This is a genomic window from Actinospineispora spinosispora DSM 44797 (assembly GCF_000429025.1).
Lineage (GTDB): Bacteria > Actinomycetota > Actinomycetes > Mycobacteriales > Pseudonocardiaceae > Pseudonocardia > Pseudonocardia spinosispora.
On the sequence record NZ_AUBB01000006.1, the window covers coordinates 527,666 to 541,903 of the forward strand.

Annotated in this window: 12 protein-coding genes; 7 read left to right on the forward strand and 5 right to left on the reverse strand. The window is 69.8% G+C overall.

The features are described from left to right. Positions 1–322 precede the first annotated feature (322 nt). Complete coding sequence (locus tag G406_RS0102665) at positions 323–1,648, reverse strand: geranylgeranyl reductase family protein (protein ID WP_051341361.1); 1,326 nt, start codon at positions 1,646–1,648, stop codon at positions 323–325. 117 nt (positions 1,649–1,765) lie between these two features. On the opposite strand from G406_RS0102665, the gene G406_RS0102670 reads away from it, so the two are divergent. From G406_RS0102670 to G406_RS0102685, 4 genes are all read left to right on the forward strand, one after another. After that, positions 1,766–3,328 (forward strand): HNH endonuclease signature motif containing protein, encoded by a 1,563-nt coding sequence (locus tag G406_RS0102670; protein WP_169736570.1) that lies wholly within the window; start codon positions 1,766–1,768, stop codon positions 3,326–3,328. A gap of 269 nt (positions 3,329–3,597) precedes the next feature. Next, on the forward strand, positions 3,598–4,818 hold the full coding sequence (locus tag G406_RS44240) for a CaiB/BaiF CoA transferase family protein (protein ID WP_281172375.1): 1,221 nt from the start codon (positions 3,598–3,600) through the stop codon (positions 4,816–4,818). Positions 4,819–4,877: 59 nt separating this feature from the next. Continuing rightward, positions 4,878–6,041 carry an acyl-CoA dehydrogenase family protein gene (locus G406_RS0102680; RefSeq protein ID WP_028932600.1) on the forward strand — a complete coding sequence of 388 codons (1,164 nt, stop codon included), beginning with the start codon at positions 4,878–4,880 and terminating at the stop codon, positions 6,039–6,041. A gap of 88 nt (positions 6,042–6,129) precedes the next feature. After that, positions 6,130–7,311, forward strand: coding sequence for a L,D-transpeptidase (locus G406_RS0102685; RefSeq protein WP_028932601.1), 1,182 nt, complete (start codon positions 6,130–6,132; stop codon positions 7,309–7,311). Here G406_RS0102685 and G406_RS0102690 read toward each other — a convergent pair. After that, positions 7,308–8,243 carry an AraC family transcriptional regulator gene (locus G406_RS0102690; protein WP_028932602.1) on the reverse strand — a complete coding sequence of 312 codons (936 nt, stop codon included), beginning with the start codon at positions 8,241–8,243 and terminating at the stop codon, positions 7,308–7,310. The two genes, G406_RS0102685 and G406_RS0102690, sit on opposite strands and share 4 nt — an antisense overlap. Positions 8,244–8,316: 73 nt before the next feature. Here G406_RS0102690 and G406_RS0102695 point away from each other — a divergent pair, with 73 nt between their 5' ends. Next, the gene (locus G406_RS0102695) at positions 8,317–9,702 is read left to right on the forward strand and encodes an FAD-dependent oxidoreductase (protein ID WP_028932603.1); all 1,386 of its coding nucleotides are present in this window, start codon (positions 8,317–8,319) and stop codon (positions 9,700–9,702) included. A 56-nt stretch (positions 9,703–9,758) separates the two neighbouring features. On the opposite strand, the gene G406_RS0102700 is transcribed toward G406_RS0102695, so the two are convergent. After that, complete coding sequence (locus tag G406_RS0102700) at positions 9,759–10,742, reverse strand: alpha/beta hydrolase (protein ID WP_028932604.1); 984 nt, start codon at positions 10,740–10,742, stop codon at positions 9,759–9,761. 167 nt (positions 10,743–10,909) lie between these two features. Next, entirely contained in the window at positions 10,910–11,221 is a 312-nt protein-coding gene (locus tag G406_RS59630) for a PAS domain-containing protein (protein WP_156934639.1), read from the reverse strand. Between the two features lie 113 nt (positions 11,222–11,334). Here G406_RS59630 and G406_RS53570 point away from each other — a divergent pair, with 113 nt between their 5' ends. Together G406_RS53570 and G406_RS0102710 are read left to right on the forward strand one after the other, a co-directional pair. Beyond that, the gene (locus G406_RS53570; protein WP_169736572.1) at positions 11,335–11,730 is read left to right on the forward strand and encodes a response regulator; all 396 of its coding nucleotides are present in this window, start codon (positions 11,335–11,337) and stop codon (positions 11,728–11,730) included. 60 nt (positions 11,731–11,790) lie between these two features. Beyond that, positions 11,791–13,287, forward strand: coding sequence for a hypothetical protein (locus G406_RS0102710; protein WP_156934640.1), 1,497 nt, complete (start codon positions 11,791–11,793; stop codon positions 13,285–13,287). On the opposite strand, the gene G406_RS0102715 is transcribed toward G406_RS0102710, so the two are convergent. Next, positions 13,275–14,186 carry a cupin domain-containing protein gene (locus G406_RS0102715; protein WP_028932606.1) on the reverse strand — a complete coding sequence of 304 codons (912 nt, stop codon included), beginning with the start codon at positions 14,184–14,186 and terminating at the stop codon, positions 13,275–13,277. The two genes, G406_RS0102710 and G406_RS0102715, sit on opposite strands and share 13 nt — an antisense overlap. Between the last annotated feature and the right edge of the window lie 52 nt (positions 14,187–14,238).

Sequence of the window (14,238 nt, forward strand, 5' to 3'; positions counted from 1 at the left end):
GACACACGCCGTACGGCAAGTCCTGCAGGCCCCGGTGCCGCCACGATCCGGAGAAGCCGAGCCGGCTCCGGCACCACCCGCCCACTCATCCGTTACCCGTGTCCCACCGAATACGACAAAGGCCTCGACGCCGATCATCGGCGTCGAGGCCGCCACCATTCTCGCCGATCTCAGCGGACCCTCACTTCGGCTCAGGCAGCCCGGCCGGACACTGCTGCGCCACACGAACAGATCGCTACGCGACTGGAAAGCCGTTGGAACCGACAATCCTGGAAAGACGATGAATCAGCGGTCGGGTGATCCTGAGCGGGAGACCCGGCGACTACCCGCTGAGCGTGACTCCCGCTCCGGGCCGCAGGTCGGCCGCCGGGAAGGGCGGACGTGCGTCGAAACGCAACGACAGTCTCCCCGCGGCCCGCCAGGCGCGGGCGACGAGATCGGTGTCGGCTTCGGTGACGAGGTTGCCCATGAGCCGCAGAGCCACTGTCATCAGGGCGTGCGAGCGCATACCGATCGGTCCGGCCAGCGGCAGCAGATGAGGCAGGGTGAACAGCCCGGCGATCCTGCGCGCGATGGAGAACGCCTGGCCGTAATGGGTGCGCAGGGTCGCGGGCCAGGCCACGGCGAGGTCACGCTCCTGCACGATCAGCTCGGCGACCAGACGGCCGGTCTCCAGCCCGTAGTCGATGCCTTCGCCGTTGAGCGGGTTCACACAGCCGGCGGCGTCACCGATGAGGGCCCAGTTGGCGCCCGCGACACCGGACACCGCCCCGCCCATCGGCAGCAGAGCCGACGCATGGGAACTCACCGGACCCTCGAGCTGCCAGTCGTCGCGGCGGGCGTTGGCGTAGTGCTCGATGAGCCCGCGCAGGCGGACACCGGCGGGCCGCTTCTCGGTGGCGAGCGTGCCGACCCCGATGTTGACCTCGCCGTTGTTGAGCGGGAAGACCCAGCCGTACCCCGCGAGCACCTCGTCCTCGGGACCGCGCAGCTCGAGATGGGAGCTGATCCACGGGTCGTCGCTGCGGCCGGAACGGATGTAGCCGCGCGCCGCGACACCGAACGCGGTGTCGCGGTGCCACTCACGTCCGAGCACCCGCCCGAGCGTGGAGCGGGCACCGTCGGCGACGACCAGGCGCGAGCACCGGACCGTGGTGGTCGTGCCGGCGTCCCCGTCACCCACCCGGAAGACCACACCGGTGACCCGCTCCCCGTCGCGCACGACGTCCACCGCGCGGGCGCCCTCGAACGGGACGGCGCCGGCTTCGAGCGCCACCTCGCGGATACGCGCATCGAGCTCCAACCGCGCTACGGCACCGCCGTTCCCCGGCAACGAGCCACCCGGCCAGGGCAGCAGAAGCTCCTGCCCGAAGCCGGCCGCGCGAAGACCCTGGTTCGTGCCCTGCTTGCGCACCCAGTCGGCGAGCCCGAGCCGGTCGAGCTCGGCGATCGCACGGGGAGTGAGACCGTCACCGCAGGCCTTGTCGCGGGGGAACGTCGCCGCGTCGGCCATCAGTACGTCGAGCCCGGCCCGGGCGGCCCAGGCCGCCGCCGCTGAACCAGCCGGCCCGGCACCGACCACGAGGACATCGGTCGACTCAGGAATGGTCGACTCGGCACTGCGGGCGGGGACCAACTCGGACGTCATGCCACCAGTGTCGCGAGTGCACCGAGCGGTGAGCCGTCGGGCTGGTGTGATCGCAGCCTCACCGGCTGGTCCGTTCGGGTTTCCGGTTTTGTCGGTGGTCGAATGTATGTTCTAGTCATGAGGTTATCGGTGCAGGTCACGGAGCTGGCGGAGTGTCCGCCCGGTCCCGGGCTTGCTGCCGCGCTGGCGTCGATCCAGCCCGCCGAAGTGTGCGGCGAGCAGCTGGTTGTGGTGTTGCGGGCGGAGTACCGGCAACGCTGCCATCAGGAAGCTCGTCATCTGGCGCTGCTGGTGGAGACCGCGCGTGCCCAGCCGGGCTGGGTGAGGTCGGCGCAGGTCAATGAATGGGCGGCCAGCGAGATCGCCGCCGCGTTGAGGTTGACCTCCTCGAGCGCTGTTCGTGAGTTGAACTTCGCTCTGGTGGTGGTGTGCGATCTGCCGTGGGTCCATGCGGCGATGTACGACGGTGCCGTGGACCGGGCCAAAGCGTGGGTGTTCGCCGATGTCCTCGCCGGTCTGACCGAACCTCAGCGTGCCGCGATCTGCGCGCAGACCGTCGAGCCCGCCGCGGACTGGACCACCGGGCAGCTGCGCGCCCGGTTACAGCGGCTGGCGATCGAGATCGACCCCGACTGGGCCGCCCGCCGGCATCAGCAGGCGTTACGGGACCGGCGGGTCGTGGCCTACCTGGCCGAGGACGGCACCGTCACCCTCACCGGCAGCGGCCTACCGACCTGTGAGGCCGCCGCGGCCGATCGCAGGCTGTCTCGTCTGGCTGACCGTATCCGCCGGGCCGGGCACCCCTCACCGAAAGCCCGGCTCAAGGCCGACCTCTACCTGGGTTTGCTCGACGGATCGTTGCAGCCCTACACCGACCAGCAGATCTTCGAACTGTTCCTCGCGGGCTCGACCGCCGCCGGGGAAGGCACGCGGACCGGGATCGAGCTACGGGTAGGCCTGACCATGCTCCTGGGCCTGGACGAACGACCCGGCGAGACCCCCGGCCTCGGCCCGGTACTCGCCGCTGACGCGAGGACACAGGTGGCTCGCCAGCAACGTGGCGGGGAGTGGCGTTTCGCGGTCACGGACACCGAAGGCCGCCTGATCTACGGCGGGTTGACCCGCCGCCGCCCCACCAGCCCCGGCGGCACCAGCCGGGGCGGAATCATCGAGCTACACATCTCGGCCGATCGTCTGGCCACCCTTGCCGCCGACCCGGCCACCTGCGGTCAGTGGGCAGGGGTGATCGCCGACATCGCCGCCCAGTTCGGGCCCCGCACACAGTCCCTGGCGCGGCTCAACCGCCAGCGTGATCGGCGCTACGCGCCCACCGGACTCAACCGTCACCTGCAGTTACGCGACCGGTACTGCGTCGGGGTGGGATGCCGACGAGCCGCGGCCGACTGCGACATCGACCACACTCACGACCACGCCGCCGGCGGCGACACCACCGACAGCAACACCGGCCCGGTGTGCTCGCAGCACCACGGCTACAAGACGCGAGGCTGGTGGAAGCTCAGGCAACCCCGACCAGGACAGTTCATCTGGACCAGCCCACTACGCCAGACCTACCGCACCCAAGGCGAGCCCATCGACCCACCCACCATCGCACCCCGCCCACGAACCGATCCCGACTCGCCACCACCACCCCGACCTCCACCGGACGACCCTGAACGCTGACACCGCCGGGACCGTCAGCCCGGCAGGTGTCTCGACCGCGCAACCAGCGGAAACCGGGATCTCCCTCCCATCCCGTTCTCCTCGCGCGATCTTCGGTGAGGAACGCGATCTCCATGGAGCTGTGGCCAACATCCCCCGGACGGGTCGCGTGAGATCGCCGCCCCGGGGTAGCCCGTGCACGGGAACTTGTCCAACAGACATGCGTCCAGCAGACATGCGTGCAACAGACATGCGTGCAACAGACATGCGTGCAACAGGCAGGGAGAGACGTGGTGGAGGCCCCAGGTGCGCTGCACGGCATTCGAGTGATCGACATGGCGGCGGTGGTGATGGGCCCGTACGCCGCACAGATCCTCGGCGACCTGGGTGCCGACGTGGTCAAGGTCGAGCCGCCCACCGGCGACATGACACGCCACTCCCAGCCACAACGGCATCAGGGTATGGGCGCGCTGGCGCTCAACGTGAACCGCAACAAGCGCAGCGTCGCGTTGGACCTCAAGTCCGAGGATGGTCGGGACGCGTTCCTGAAGCTGGTGGACGGCGCCGACGTCCTGATCACCAACACCCGTCCCGGCGGGCTGCGACGGCTGGGCCTCGACTACGAGTCGCTGTCCGCCCGCAATCCCCGTCTCGTCTACTGCAGCGCGCAAGGGTTCCGTGGCGACTCCGACCGCGCCGATCGGGCCGCCTACGACGAGATCGTGCAGTCCGGGTCAGGGCTGGCGGACCTGATGCGCCGGGCCACCGGGCAGCCCACCTACGTTCCCACGATCCTGGCGGACAAGGTGTGCGCGCTGACGATCGTGTACTCCGTGCTCGCCGCGGTGATCCACCAGCGTGCCACCGGCACCGGGCAGCACGTCGAGGTTCCGATGACCGACACGATGCTGGCGTTCAACTTGGTCGAGCACCTGGCCGGTCAGACCTTCGAGCCGCCGAGAGGGCCGATCGGCTTCCCCCGTTCGTTGGCCGCGGGCCACCGCGCCGTGCGCACCGCGGACGGCTGGGCGTGCATCCTGCCGTACAACCCGCGCAACATCCGCGACTTCTTCACCGCCGTCGGCAAACCTGAACTGGCGCGGGACGAGCGCTTCGCCGACCCCGCGCAGCTTTCACGGCACCACCGCGACCTCTACGACCTCATCGAGCAGCTCTCCCCCACCCGCACCACCGAGGAGTGGGGCACGATCTGCGCCGAGCACAGCATCCCGTTCGCGCCCGTACTCGACCTCGACCACGTCGCGGAGGACCCCTACTTCACCGAGAGCGGTCTGCTGTCGATTGCCGAGCACCCGACCGAAGGGTCCTACCGGGTCGTTGCCAACCCGCTGCGCTTCTCCGCCACACCACCGACCGTTCGCAGCCACACCCCGACGCTGGGCCAGCACACGGCCGAGCTGTTGCGCGAGCTCGGATACGACGACGACACCATCACCAGGATGACGCTCAGCGGTGCTGCCGGCGTCCCCCGGACCGAGGAGAGCCGATGACAACCGCCCCGTCCCCCGCAGACATCTTCCCGTCCGACGACGACCAGCGGTTACCGACACTGACCGGGGACTTCCTCGGCTTCGAGACGCTCCTGTCGCCGACCGAGCAGGGCATCGTCGCGCGTGTCCGGGACTTCCTGCGCGACGAGGTGGCGCCCATCGCCAACGAGTACTGGGCCCGTGCGGAGTTCCCGTTCCCGCTCATCGACGGGTTTCGCAAGCTCGACATCGCGGGTCTGATGTACGACGGGCTCGCCGAGCACCGGGGCAGCAGGCTGCTCAACGGGTTCGTGTCGATGGAGCTGTGCCGGGCCGACCCGTCGGTCAACACGTTCTGGGGCGTGCACGCCGGCTTGGCGATGGGCAGCATCGACCGGTGCGGCAGCGCCGAGCAGCGGGAACGGTGGCTGCCGCCGATGGCACGTTTGGACAAGATCGGGGCGTTCGCGCTCACCGAGCCGCACGGCGGCTCCGACGTGTCCGGCGGTCTGGAGACCACAGCTCGCCGCGACGGCGATCACTGGGTACTCAACGGCGAGAAGAAATGGATCGGCAACGGCACCTTCGCCGACCTGATCGTCGTCTGGGCCCGGGACGAGGACGACCACCACGTCAAGGGCTTCGTGGTGGAGAAGGACACACCCGGGTTCGTCCCGACCAAGATCGAGGGCAAGATCGCGCTGCGTTCGGTGCAGAACGCCGACATCGTCCTCACCGACTGCGTGGTCGGCGACGACAACCGGCTGGCGAACGCACGCTCGTTCCGCGACACGAGCGACGTCCTGCGGCTCACTCGCGGCGGCGTGGCGTGGGGTTCGGTCGGCTGCATGATGGGCGCCTACGAGCACGCTCTCGCATATGCCACGCAGCGTGAACAGTTCGGCAGGCCGATCGCAAAGTTTCAGCTCGTGCAGGATCACCTGGCCACCATGCTGGGCAACATCACGTCGTCACTCGCGCTCGTCGTGCGACTGTCCCAGCTGCAGGACCAGGGCATCAACGCCGACGAGCATTCCGCGCTCGCCAAGTCGGTCGTCACCAGCCGGATGCGTGAGACCGTCGCACTCGCCAGGGAGGTGCTGGGCGGCAACGGCATCCTGCTCGAGCACAACGTCGCCCGGTACTTCGCCGACGCCGAGGCGCTCTACTCCTACGAAGGAACCCGGGAGATCAACCAGCTCATCGTCGGCCGGGCGATCACCGGTATGAGCGCGTTCGTCTGAGCCGGCGCCCCGCCCGTCGAGGTACACGCCCGTCGAGGTACACGCCCGTCGAGGTACAGAAGTGAAGTTTGTGGGTAGTCCTACCGGCATGACGAGAAGCGGTACGACCGCGGCGCGAGTTCGGTTCGGGACGATGCTGCTCGCGGTGGTACTGGCGCTCATGACCGCTGGCTGCGGAAGCATCGACGGCCGGCCCGCGCCGGGGCCCGCCCAGGTACGGGTGACCGTCCAGCCGGAGCCGAGTTCCCCACCGGTGAGCCCCGGTTCCCCCGTCGGCGTGTCCGTGACCGGAGGGCAGCTGCGGGACGTCGCGCTGACCTCGGCGGACGGGAAACGCGTGCCGGGTGAGCTCTCCCCCGATCGTCTGCGCTGGACGCCCTCCGCCGCGCTGGCCTTCGGCACCACCTACACCTGGAGCGGAACTGCCGTCGACAGCGAGGACCGGACCGCGCCGGTCACCGGGAAGCTGAGCACTCTGCATCCTCGCGAACTGCTGCACCCGAAGCTCAACATCGCGGCCGGGAGCACGGTCGGGGTGGCCGGTCCGGTCCTGCTGCAGTTCGACGGGCACGTCGCCGACCGGGCCGCCGCCGAACGGGCCCTGACAGTGGCCACCTCGGTGCCCACCGAGGGCAGCTGGGGTTGGCTGCAGGACGACAACGGCGGGTCCCGGGCCTTCTGGCGTCCCCGGCAGTACTGGGCGCCCGGCACCACGGTGACCGTGACCGGCAAGCTCTACGGCGTCGACCTCGGCAACGGGTCGTTCGCCGACGCCGACACCGACACCCGTTTCACGATCGGGCGCTCTCAGGTCACCAAGGCCGACATCCGGAGCCACCAGCTGGTGGTGGTCCGCGACGGTGCTGAGGTCGCTCGCTACGACGCCAGCTACGGCAAGGAGTCCGACCCGGACCGCAACACCCACTCCGGCATCCACGTGATCACCGAGAAGTTCACCGACAAGCGGATGACGAACCAGCAGTACCACTACGACGTCATGGAGAAGTGGGCTGTGCGGATGAGCAACAACGGCGAGTTCATCCACGCGAATCCCGAGACCACCGGGGTGCAGGGCTCCGCCAACGTCAGCCACGGGTGCGTCAACCTGTCCACCGAGGACGCGAAGGCCTACTACGACTCGGCGCTCTACGGCGACCCGGTGGAGGTCACCGGCTCGTCGATACCGTTGTCCTCCCGCGACGGTGACATCTGGATCTGGACCGTCGACTGGCCCACCTGGCAGTCGTTGTCGGCGCTGGGGGCGCGCTAGGGACCTGTCCGGTGACGCTGCGACTGGTCCCTGCGGAACCGCGCGGGCGTGGTGCCGATCTCGGCGCGGAACGCGCGGGAGAATGCCGACTCGGAGTGATAGCCGACTCGGCCGGCGATGTCGGCGACGGTCGCGTCGCTCGAGCCGAGCAGTTCCGTGGCTGCCATCAACCGCGCCTTGGCCAGGAACCCGCCCACGGTCATCCCGGTCTCTCTGCTGAACCGCCGCTGGAAGGTGGCGCGTGACATCGCGGCCGCACGGCTGAGAACCTCGATCGTCCAGTCGGCCCCGGGGTCGTTCAGTATCGCCTCGACAGCTTCGGCGACGGATCGGTCGGCGGCCGCGGTCCACACGATGTTCGATGTGGCCCGCCCCGCGGACGTCCGCAGCACCATGGCCAGCAGCACCGTGCACAGCGACGCGAGGATCGCCGCCGTTCCCGCTCCTTCGCGCTGCGCCTCGAGCCGCATCAGGGCGCTGAGCATCCGCAGCACCTCGTCGCTCTCGGGCGACGCTCCGAATGAGACGTGCACCGGGTCCGGGAGACTCCGGAAGAGCACCGCGCCGGCGCCGCTGTCGAACCGGTAGCGGCCACAGAACAGGTCGATGACCGGGGCCGTGTCGTCGCCGTCGCTCCGGGTCGTGACGAACACCTCGCCGGCCGTCTCCGCCGTTCCCCTGCCAGGGCCCGGACCGGGTGTGATCACCCGGTGTGGTGCCCCACTCGGGATCACCACGACGTCCCCGGCTTCCAGGTACAGCACGGTGCTTCCGACCTGCAGCCGGCATTCGCCCTCCAGCAGTACGTGGAAGGCCGCCTCGAACTCCCCGTACGCGCTGACCTCCATCCGGGTGGCACCGCCGAGTAGGCAGCGTTTGTCCAGCTGGGCACTGAGCCGCGCCATGCGCAGTAGCCGACTGACCGAATCCATCATGCGACTCTCAGGCTGAAAAGTGAGACTGACAGGCCTGGTTGCATCAACCAGGATCGCACAGACTCGCAGTATGGAAGACACCACAGCTCTCACCGCGGACGTCCTGGTCGTCGGATTCGGGAAGGGGGGCAAGACCGCGGCGCACGTGCTGACCGACGCCGGTCAGCGTGTGGTGCTGGTCGAACGGTCCGCGAACATGTACGGCGGCACCTGCCCGAACGTCGGCTGTGTCCCGACCAAGATGCTCGTCCACTTCGCGGGTACCCGTCGTGCGGCCGACGACGCACAGGGATTCTTCGCCCGGTCGACCGCCGAGGTCCGCGCCCTCACCGCCGCCTTCAGGGCGGGCAACTTCGACTCACTCGATGGCAAGGACACGGCGACCGTCATCACCGGCACGGCCGTCTTCCTGGACCCGCGCACGATCGCCGTGGGCGAAGGAGAGGACCGCATCACCGTCACCGCACCCACAATCCTGATCAACACCGGCTCCGAGCCGGTCGTGCCCGCCATCCCCGGTCTCGCGGCCAGCCCTCATCTGGTGACCAGCACCGACCTCATCACGACGAGCAACCTGCCCGAACGCCTCGTCGTCCTCGGTGGCGGCTACCTCGGTCTGGAGTTCGCCGACATCTACCGGCGTTTCGGCACGCACGTCACCATCCTCGAGGCCACCGACCGGCTCCTGCCCCGGGAGGACGACGACATCGCCGCGAGCGTCACCGAGATCCTCACCGGCGACGGGGTCCACATCATCACCGGCGCACACGTCACCGAGGTCCGGGACGACGGCGCCGTCTCCACGATCGTCTACGAGCAGGACGGGCGGACCAGCACCGTCGAAGCCAGCGCGCTGCTGCCCGCGACGGGTCGTCGTGCGGTGACCGCCGGGCTCAGGCTCGACGCCGCCGGTGTCAGGACCGCCGCCAACGGCGCGATCGAGGTCGACGAACACCTGCGCACCAGCCAGCCTCACATCTACGCCCTCGGCGACGTCAACGGCGGGGAGCAGTTCACCTACATCTCCCTCGACGATGCCAGGATCGTGCTGGACCAGCTCATCGGCGAGGGCACGCGCGCCACGACCGACCGCCGGGCCGTCCCCCACACCCTGTTCATCACTCCCCCGCTCGCCACGGTCGGGCTCACCGAACGCCAGGCCCGCGCCGAAGGGCTGGCCATCACGGTGTCGCGGGAGAAGGTCGCCGACATCGTCGCCATGCCCCGCGCCTACACCGTCGAGGAGACCCGCGGCGTGATGAAGTTCATCGTGGACGCCGACACCGACCTCGTCCTCGGCGCGGCGCTGCTGAGCATCGACGCTCAGGAGGTCATCAACACGGTCGCACTCGCGATGCGCCACGACATAACCGCCACCGAACTCCGCGACTCCATCTATACCCATCCCAGCACCACAGAGGCCTTCAACGAGGTCTTCGACAAAGTCGTGGCGTGACCGGACAGGACCGCCCCGTACCCGGCAACGGGTACGGGGCGGTCGTGCCGGCAGGGTCAGGTCAGGTAGTGCTTGAGGTCGGCGGCGGCGTGGCGGAAGGAGGCCTGGACGCCGGGCACGTGCTGGATCGGGTTGAGCAGCATCCAGTCGTGGATGAGTCCGATGTACTCGACCGTGGTGACCTCGACGCCCGCTTCGGCCAGCTTGCGGCCGTAGGCGTTGCCCTCGTCGCGCAGCGGGTCGTTCTCGGCGGTCATGATGACGGCCGGCGGCGCACCCCGCAGCTGCTCGAGGGTCGCCTTGAGCGGTGCGGCGTAGATGTCGTTGCGGGTCTGCTCGGTGGGGGTGTAGGTGTCCCAGCCGAACTTCATGAAGTCCCTGGCCAGGAAGCGTCCCTCGGCGAAGTCGGAGTAGGACTGGGTGTCGGTACTCGAGTCCAGGGCGGGGAACAGCAGCAGCTGCACCTTGATCTCGGGAACGTCCGGACCGGCGTTGTCCTTGGCATACAGCGACAGGGCCGCGCTCAGGTCACCGCCCACGCTGTTGCCGGCCACGGCCAGGTGAGCGGCGTCGAGCCCGTTCGCCGTGCCCTCGCGGGCGATCCATTTCAGTGCGGCGAAGGACTGCCGCAGCTGGGTGGGGTAGAGCGCGTCGGGGATCGGTGTGTACTCGACGAAGACGCAGGCGAACCCGGTGGCCACGACGAGGTCGCGGGTCAGCCCCTGGTGGTTGTTGAAGTCACCGGCGATCCACACACCGCCGTGCAGGAAGAGGATGACCGGCAGGGTGCCGCTCGTGTGCTCGGGACGTTGGATGTAGACGGTGACCGATACGCCGTCGACCTCGATGTCCTTCTGCTCGACGGTGACTCCGCCGAGGTCGCGCGGCGTGGTGGCCTGCAGGCCGGCCAGCGTCGCGCGCACCTGCTCGCCGGGCAGTAGCCAGAACGGGGCGGGGTCGGAGTTGAGCTCGGCCAGGAAGGGACGGATGTTCGCGTCGATGCGAGGGTCGGTCGCCGCGTCAGGGATCTGCGTGGTCATCGTGGTGCCTTTCGGATCGGCCCCGGAATGGTCGTTCCGAGGCGACTGCGGAGATGAGAACATTCGCTCTCTGTTCCGTTTCGGGATGACTCGAGCGTCGCGGTTTCCCCCTGCTCAGCCCATCGAGCGCACACCAGGATCCGCGCGGCGCCGCTGTGGGGTTGGCCCTACACCGTCCTCTGGTGGCCCATAGGCTGCTGCCATGCGCGTTCTGGTAGCCGAGGATCAGGCGTTGATCCGCGAGGGCATCGTGCGGCTGCTCGAACAGGCGGACATGACGGTCGAGGCCGTCGGCGACGCGGTCGCGTTGCGCCTGCGTTCCGAGCGGTGTAGCCGAGTACGCGCAACGCGGCCGGGTTCGTGTAGAGCACGGCGCCGTCCGGCCCGACGACCCACACGGGCTGCGGGGTGCTGTCCAAGATCACCGATATCAGGTCGTTCACCTCGACCATGACGTCCCGCGCGCCATCGGGACCCATCGCCGGCCTCACTGCGCGCCACCGGGCATACGCGCGGAACCGTTCGGCACCGCTGCCCGGATCCTGGGGCTGGCCACATGGTCTCCGACGCCGCCGGCGGCCACAGTCGTCGTATGCCACCACGTGTCGCGGTGATCGATGACGATGAGGGGTTCCGCCGTGTCGCCGTGCTCCTGCTGACCACCCGCGGCTACCAGGTCGTCGGTGAGGCGGCCGACGAGAGGTCCGGGGCGCGGTTGGTCGAGCGGACGCGGCCCGATGCCGTGCTCGTCGACCGCCACCTCCCCGACGAGGACGGCGCGAGCCTGTGCCGTCGGCTGGCGCCGCTGCCACGGCCGCCACGTGTGCTGATGACGTCCTCGGACAGCGAACCCGGCAGCGACGCCCTCTACCCGCTCGTGCCCAAGGAATGCCTCGCCGACATCGATCTCGGTGTCTATTTGGGGACCGTCCACGGGACTCACAATGGACTCGATACGTGGTTCGTGCCCCCGTGCCGCACGCGGTGAACAGCACCGTGCACGCGGTGAACACTTCAGGCGCCGCGGTCCGCGTCGTAGCCTTCCGTGATGGGTCGTGGTGTGCGGGTGGCCATCGTCGCCGGCGGGCTCGTCCTCGTCGGCTGTGGGCTGCTCGGGCTGGGGCGGGTCTACGACTTCACCGGCCGTTGCCTCGGCGGGATGACGGCCACCAGCGGCATGTTCGACCCGGTCGACGTCGACGCCGTCGCCCCCGATCCCCTGCACCTGGTCGCGCGGGTCGACGAGCGGGTCGCGCCCCGCCCCGGGGACCAGGTCACCGCGGTGACCCGGTCCGTACCCCCGCCCGGGATCACCGCCATCGTCACCGCGTCCGGGCCCCCGGCCGGCGGCGTGGTGCCGGTGACGATCAGCGTGTGGCCGCGCGACGACCTGGCGAGGACCTTCGTTCCGGGGACCTCGGCACGGGTGACGCTGCGGACGAACGCGATCGGCAAGGGAGAGACGATCCCGCTCGACTCGCTACGCCCCCTCCCGGCCGAGGTGCCCGGGCCGGCCACCGTGTGGCTGCCCGGACCGGGCCCCGGCGGCACCCCGCTCGGTGGCAGGGCACACCCGGTACCGGTGACCGTCACGCACGTCGTCCAGGGGCGCGCGACGATCACCGACACGCCCCCGGAGATGACCCACACGGTCGGCACGACGGTGCCGGTCGTCGTGCCGGACCGGCACTGCCGAGCAGCTGGGATCTGGCCGCCGGTCCTGTGGGACACCCACGAATGGAGCCCTCGGCCCGACGACGTGGCGCAGACCACCGGGGCAGGCCCGATCGCACCACCGCTGTCCGCCGTCCCGGTGCCCCCGGCCCCGCCCGTGGAGGGCGCCGACAAGCTGCACCAGAGCTGGAACCGCCCGGTCCGGGAGATCGACGTGGACAACCCGCTCGACCCGGACGGTGGAATCACCGCCCGCGCCGGCCGACCGGACCGGCTCGAGGTCACGCTCGCCCTGCGCTGGCGCGGCGCTCGCCCCGTCCTCGCCGAGGACTGGGTCGGGCCGTACTACTCCCGGTTCTGGGAGGGCGGCGACACGCGGCACTCTGCCGTGGGCTGCGCGCCCCCGGCCGGGTCCGCGCACCCCTGTGCGGCGAACTACACGATCGCGCTGCCGGTCACGACCATCCTGCGCGCCCGCACCACGACGGCGCCGATCGACGTGCACGGCCCGCTGCGGACGACGGAGGTCTCCACCCGGACCGGCCGCATCACTCTGGACGGCGTCGGCGGGTCGGTCACCGCGACCAGTGCGACCGGAGACGTCCTGGGAACCGGGATCGACGGCGGGACCATCACCGTCAGTTCCGACGGACGGATCGAGCTGCGCCTGGCGGCGCCACCGCAGGTCCTGACGGTCACCGGCGGACCCGGCCCGGTGACGGTGGAGGTTCCCCGCGGCGCGGCTTACGACGTCGAGACCGACGCCTACCCGACGGGCGGGCGCGACCTGACCGTCCCGTCGGACCCGGGCGCCGACCACCACGTCACCGTCCGCTCCGGCGGCGACATCACGGTGCGCTACCCACCCTGACGGCGTAGGCCGGCCGCCTTCCGATACGAGTTCGGCGTCGTGCCGAGCGCTTCGTGAAATGCGCGGCCGAAGGCCGACGGGGATCGGTAACCCACGTCCTTCGCGATCCGGGTGACGGAGTGCTCCGTGCTGGCCAGCAGATCGGCGGCGATCATCATGCGAACCGCCGTCAGAAGCGACGCCGGGGTCGTTCCCGTCCGAGCCGCGAACCGGCGCACGAACGTCGCACGTGACATTCGCGCCGCGGCGGCCAGCCGGTCGATGGTCCAGGCTTCTCCTGGCCGGTCGACGATGCCGGCGATCGCGCGGCCCAGCAGGTCATCGCCCATGGCCGTCCACAGCGCGGGGGTGTCCAGCCGCCGTTCGGGACGGCTGCGCAGCGCCATCGTGAGCAACGCGTCGAACAAGGCGGCCACGATGGCGCCCGTGCCCGGACCGTCGAAGCGGGTTTCGTCACGCAGGATGTCCGCGAGGGCCAGCGCGCCCGCGTCCAACGGCACCTGCACCAGCGGTGGCATCAGGGTGAACAGCAGTGAGCCCGTTCCCGGGTGCCGGAAGTGGTAGTGGCCGCAGAACAGGTCGAGATCGGGTTTCCCGCCGATCGTCCGCCGCGTGGTGAACGCCGTGCCCGGTTCGTCGGCGACCGGACACCACGGTCCGGCCTTCGCGGTCACCTGGTGCGCGTCGCCGTGCGGGAGCAGCGCCATGTCGCCGGGCCCCATCTCGGTCGACGTGGCACCGGCGGTCAGCGTGCAGTGTCCTTCGAGCACGAGGTGGAACGGAACTCTGCCCGGACCGGCAGCGCCGTTCTCCAGGGTGAACCGACCGGCTATCAGGCAGCGCACGTCGACCTCACCCTCGAGGCGTGCCATTCGGACCAGGCGGCTCAGGCCGTCCATGCGCCGACTTCGACCATGCCTGGTGTCTCCATGGGGTAGTCACCTTCCGATC

Bases quoted from the DNA above. Each gene is read 5' to 3' on its own strand.
- G406_RS53570 (WP_169736572.1), top strand. From the start codon at position 11,335: ATGCCACCACGTGTCGCGGTGATCGATGACGATGAGGGGTTCCGCCGT.
- G406_RS0102690 (WP_028932602.1), bottom strand. From the start codon at position 8,243: ATGGATTCGGTCAGTCGGCTACTGCGCATGGCGCGGCTCAGTGCCCAG.
- G406_RS0102665 (WP_051341361.1), bottom strand. From the start codon at position 1,648: ATGACGTCCGAGTTGGTCCCCGCCCGCAGTGCCGAGTCGACCATTCCT.
- G406_RS0102710 (WP_156934640.1), top strand. From the start codon at position 11,791: ATGGGTCGTGGTGTGCGGGTGGCCATCGTCGCCGGCGGGCTCGTCCTC.
- G406_RS0102695 (WP_028932603.1), top strand. From the start codon at position 8,317: ATGGAAGACACCACAGCTCTCACCGCGGACGTCCTGGTCGTCGGATTC.
- G406_RS0102700 (WP_028932604.1), bottom strand. From the start codon at position 10,742: ATGACCACGCAGATCCCTGACGCGGCGACCGACCCTCGCATCGACGCG.
- G406_RS59630 (WP_156934639.1), bottom strand. From the start codon at position 11,221: ATGGGTCCCGATGGCGCGCGGGACGTCATGGTCGAGGTGAACGACCTG.
- G406_RS0102685 (WP_028932601.1), top strand. From the start codon at position 6,130: ATGACGAGAAGCGGTACGACCGCGGCGCGAGTTCGGTTCGGGACGATG.
- G406_RS0102715 (WP_028932606.1), bottom strand. From the start codon at position 14,186: ATGGACGGCCTGAGCCGCCTGGTCCGAATGGCACGCCTCGAGGGTGAG.
- G406_RS0102670 (WP_169736570.1), top strand. From the start codon at position 1,766: ATGAGGTTATCGGTGCAGGTCACGGAGCTGGCGGAGTGTCCGCCCGGT.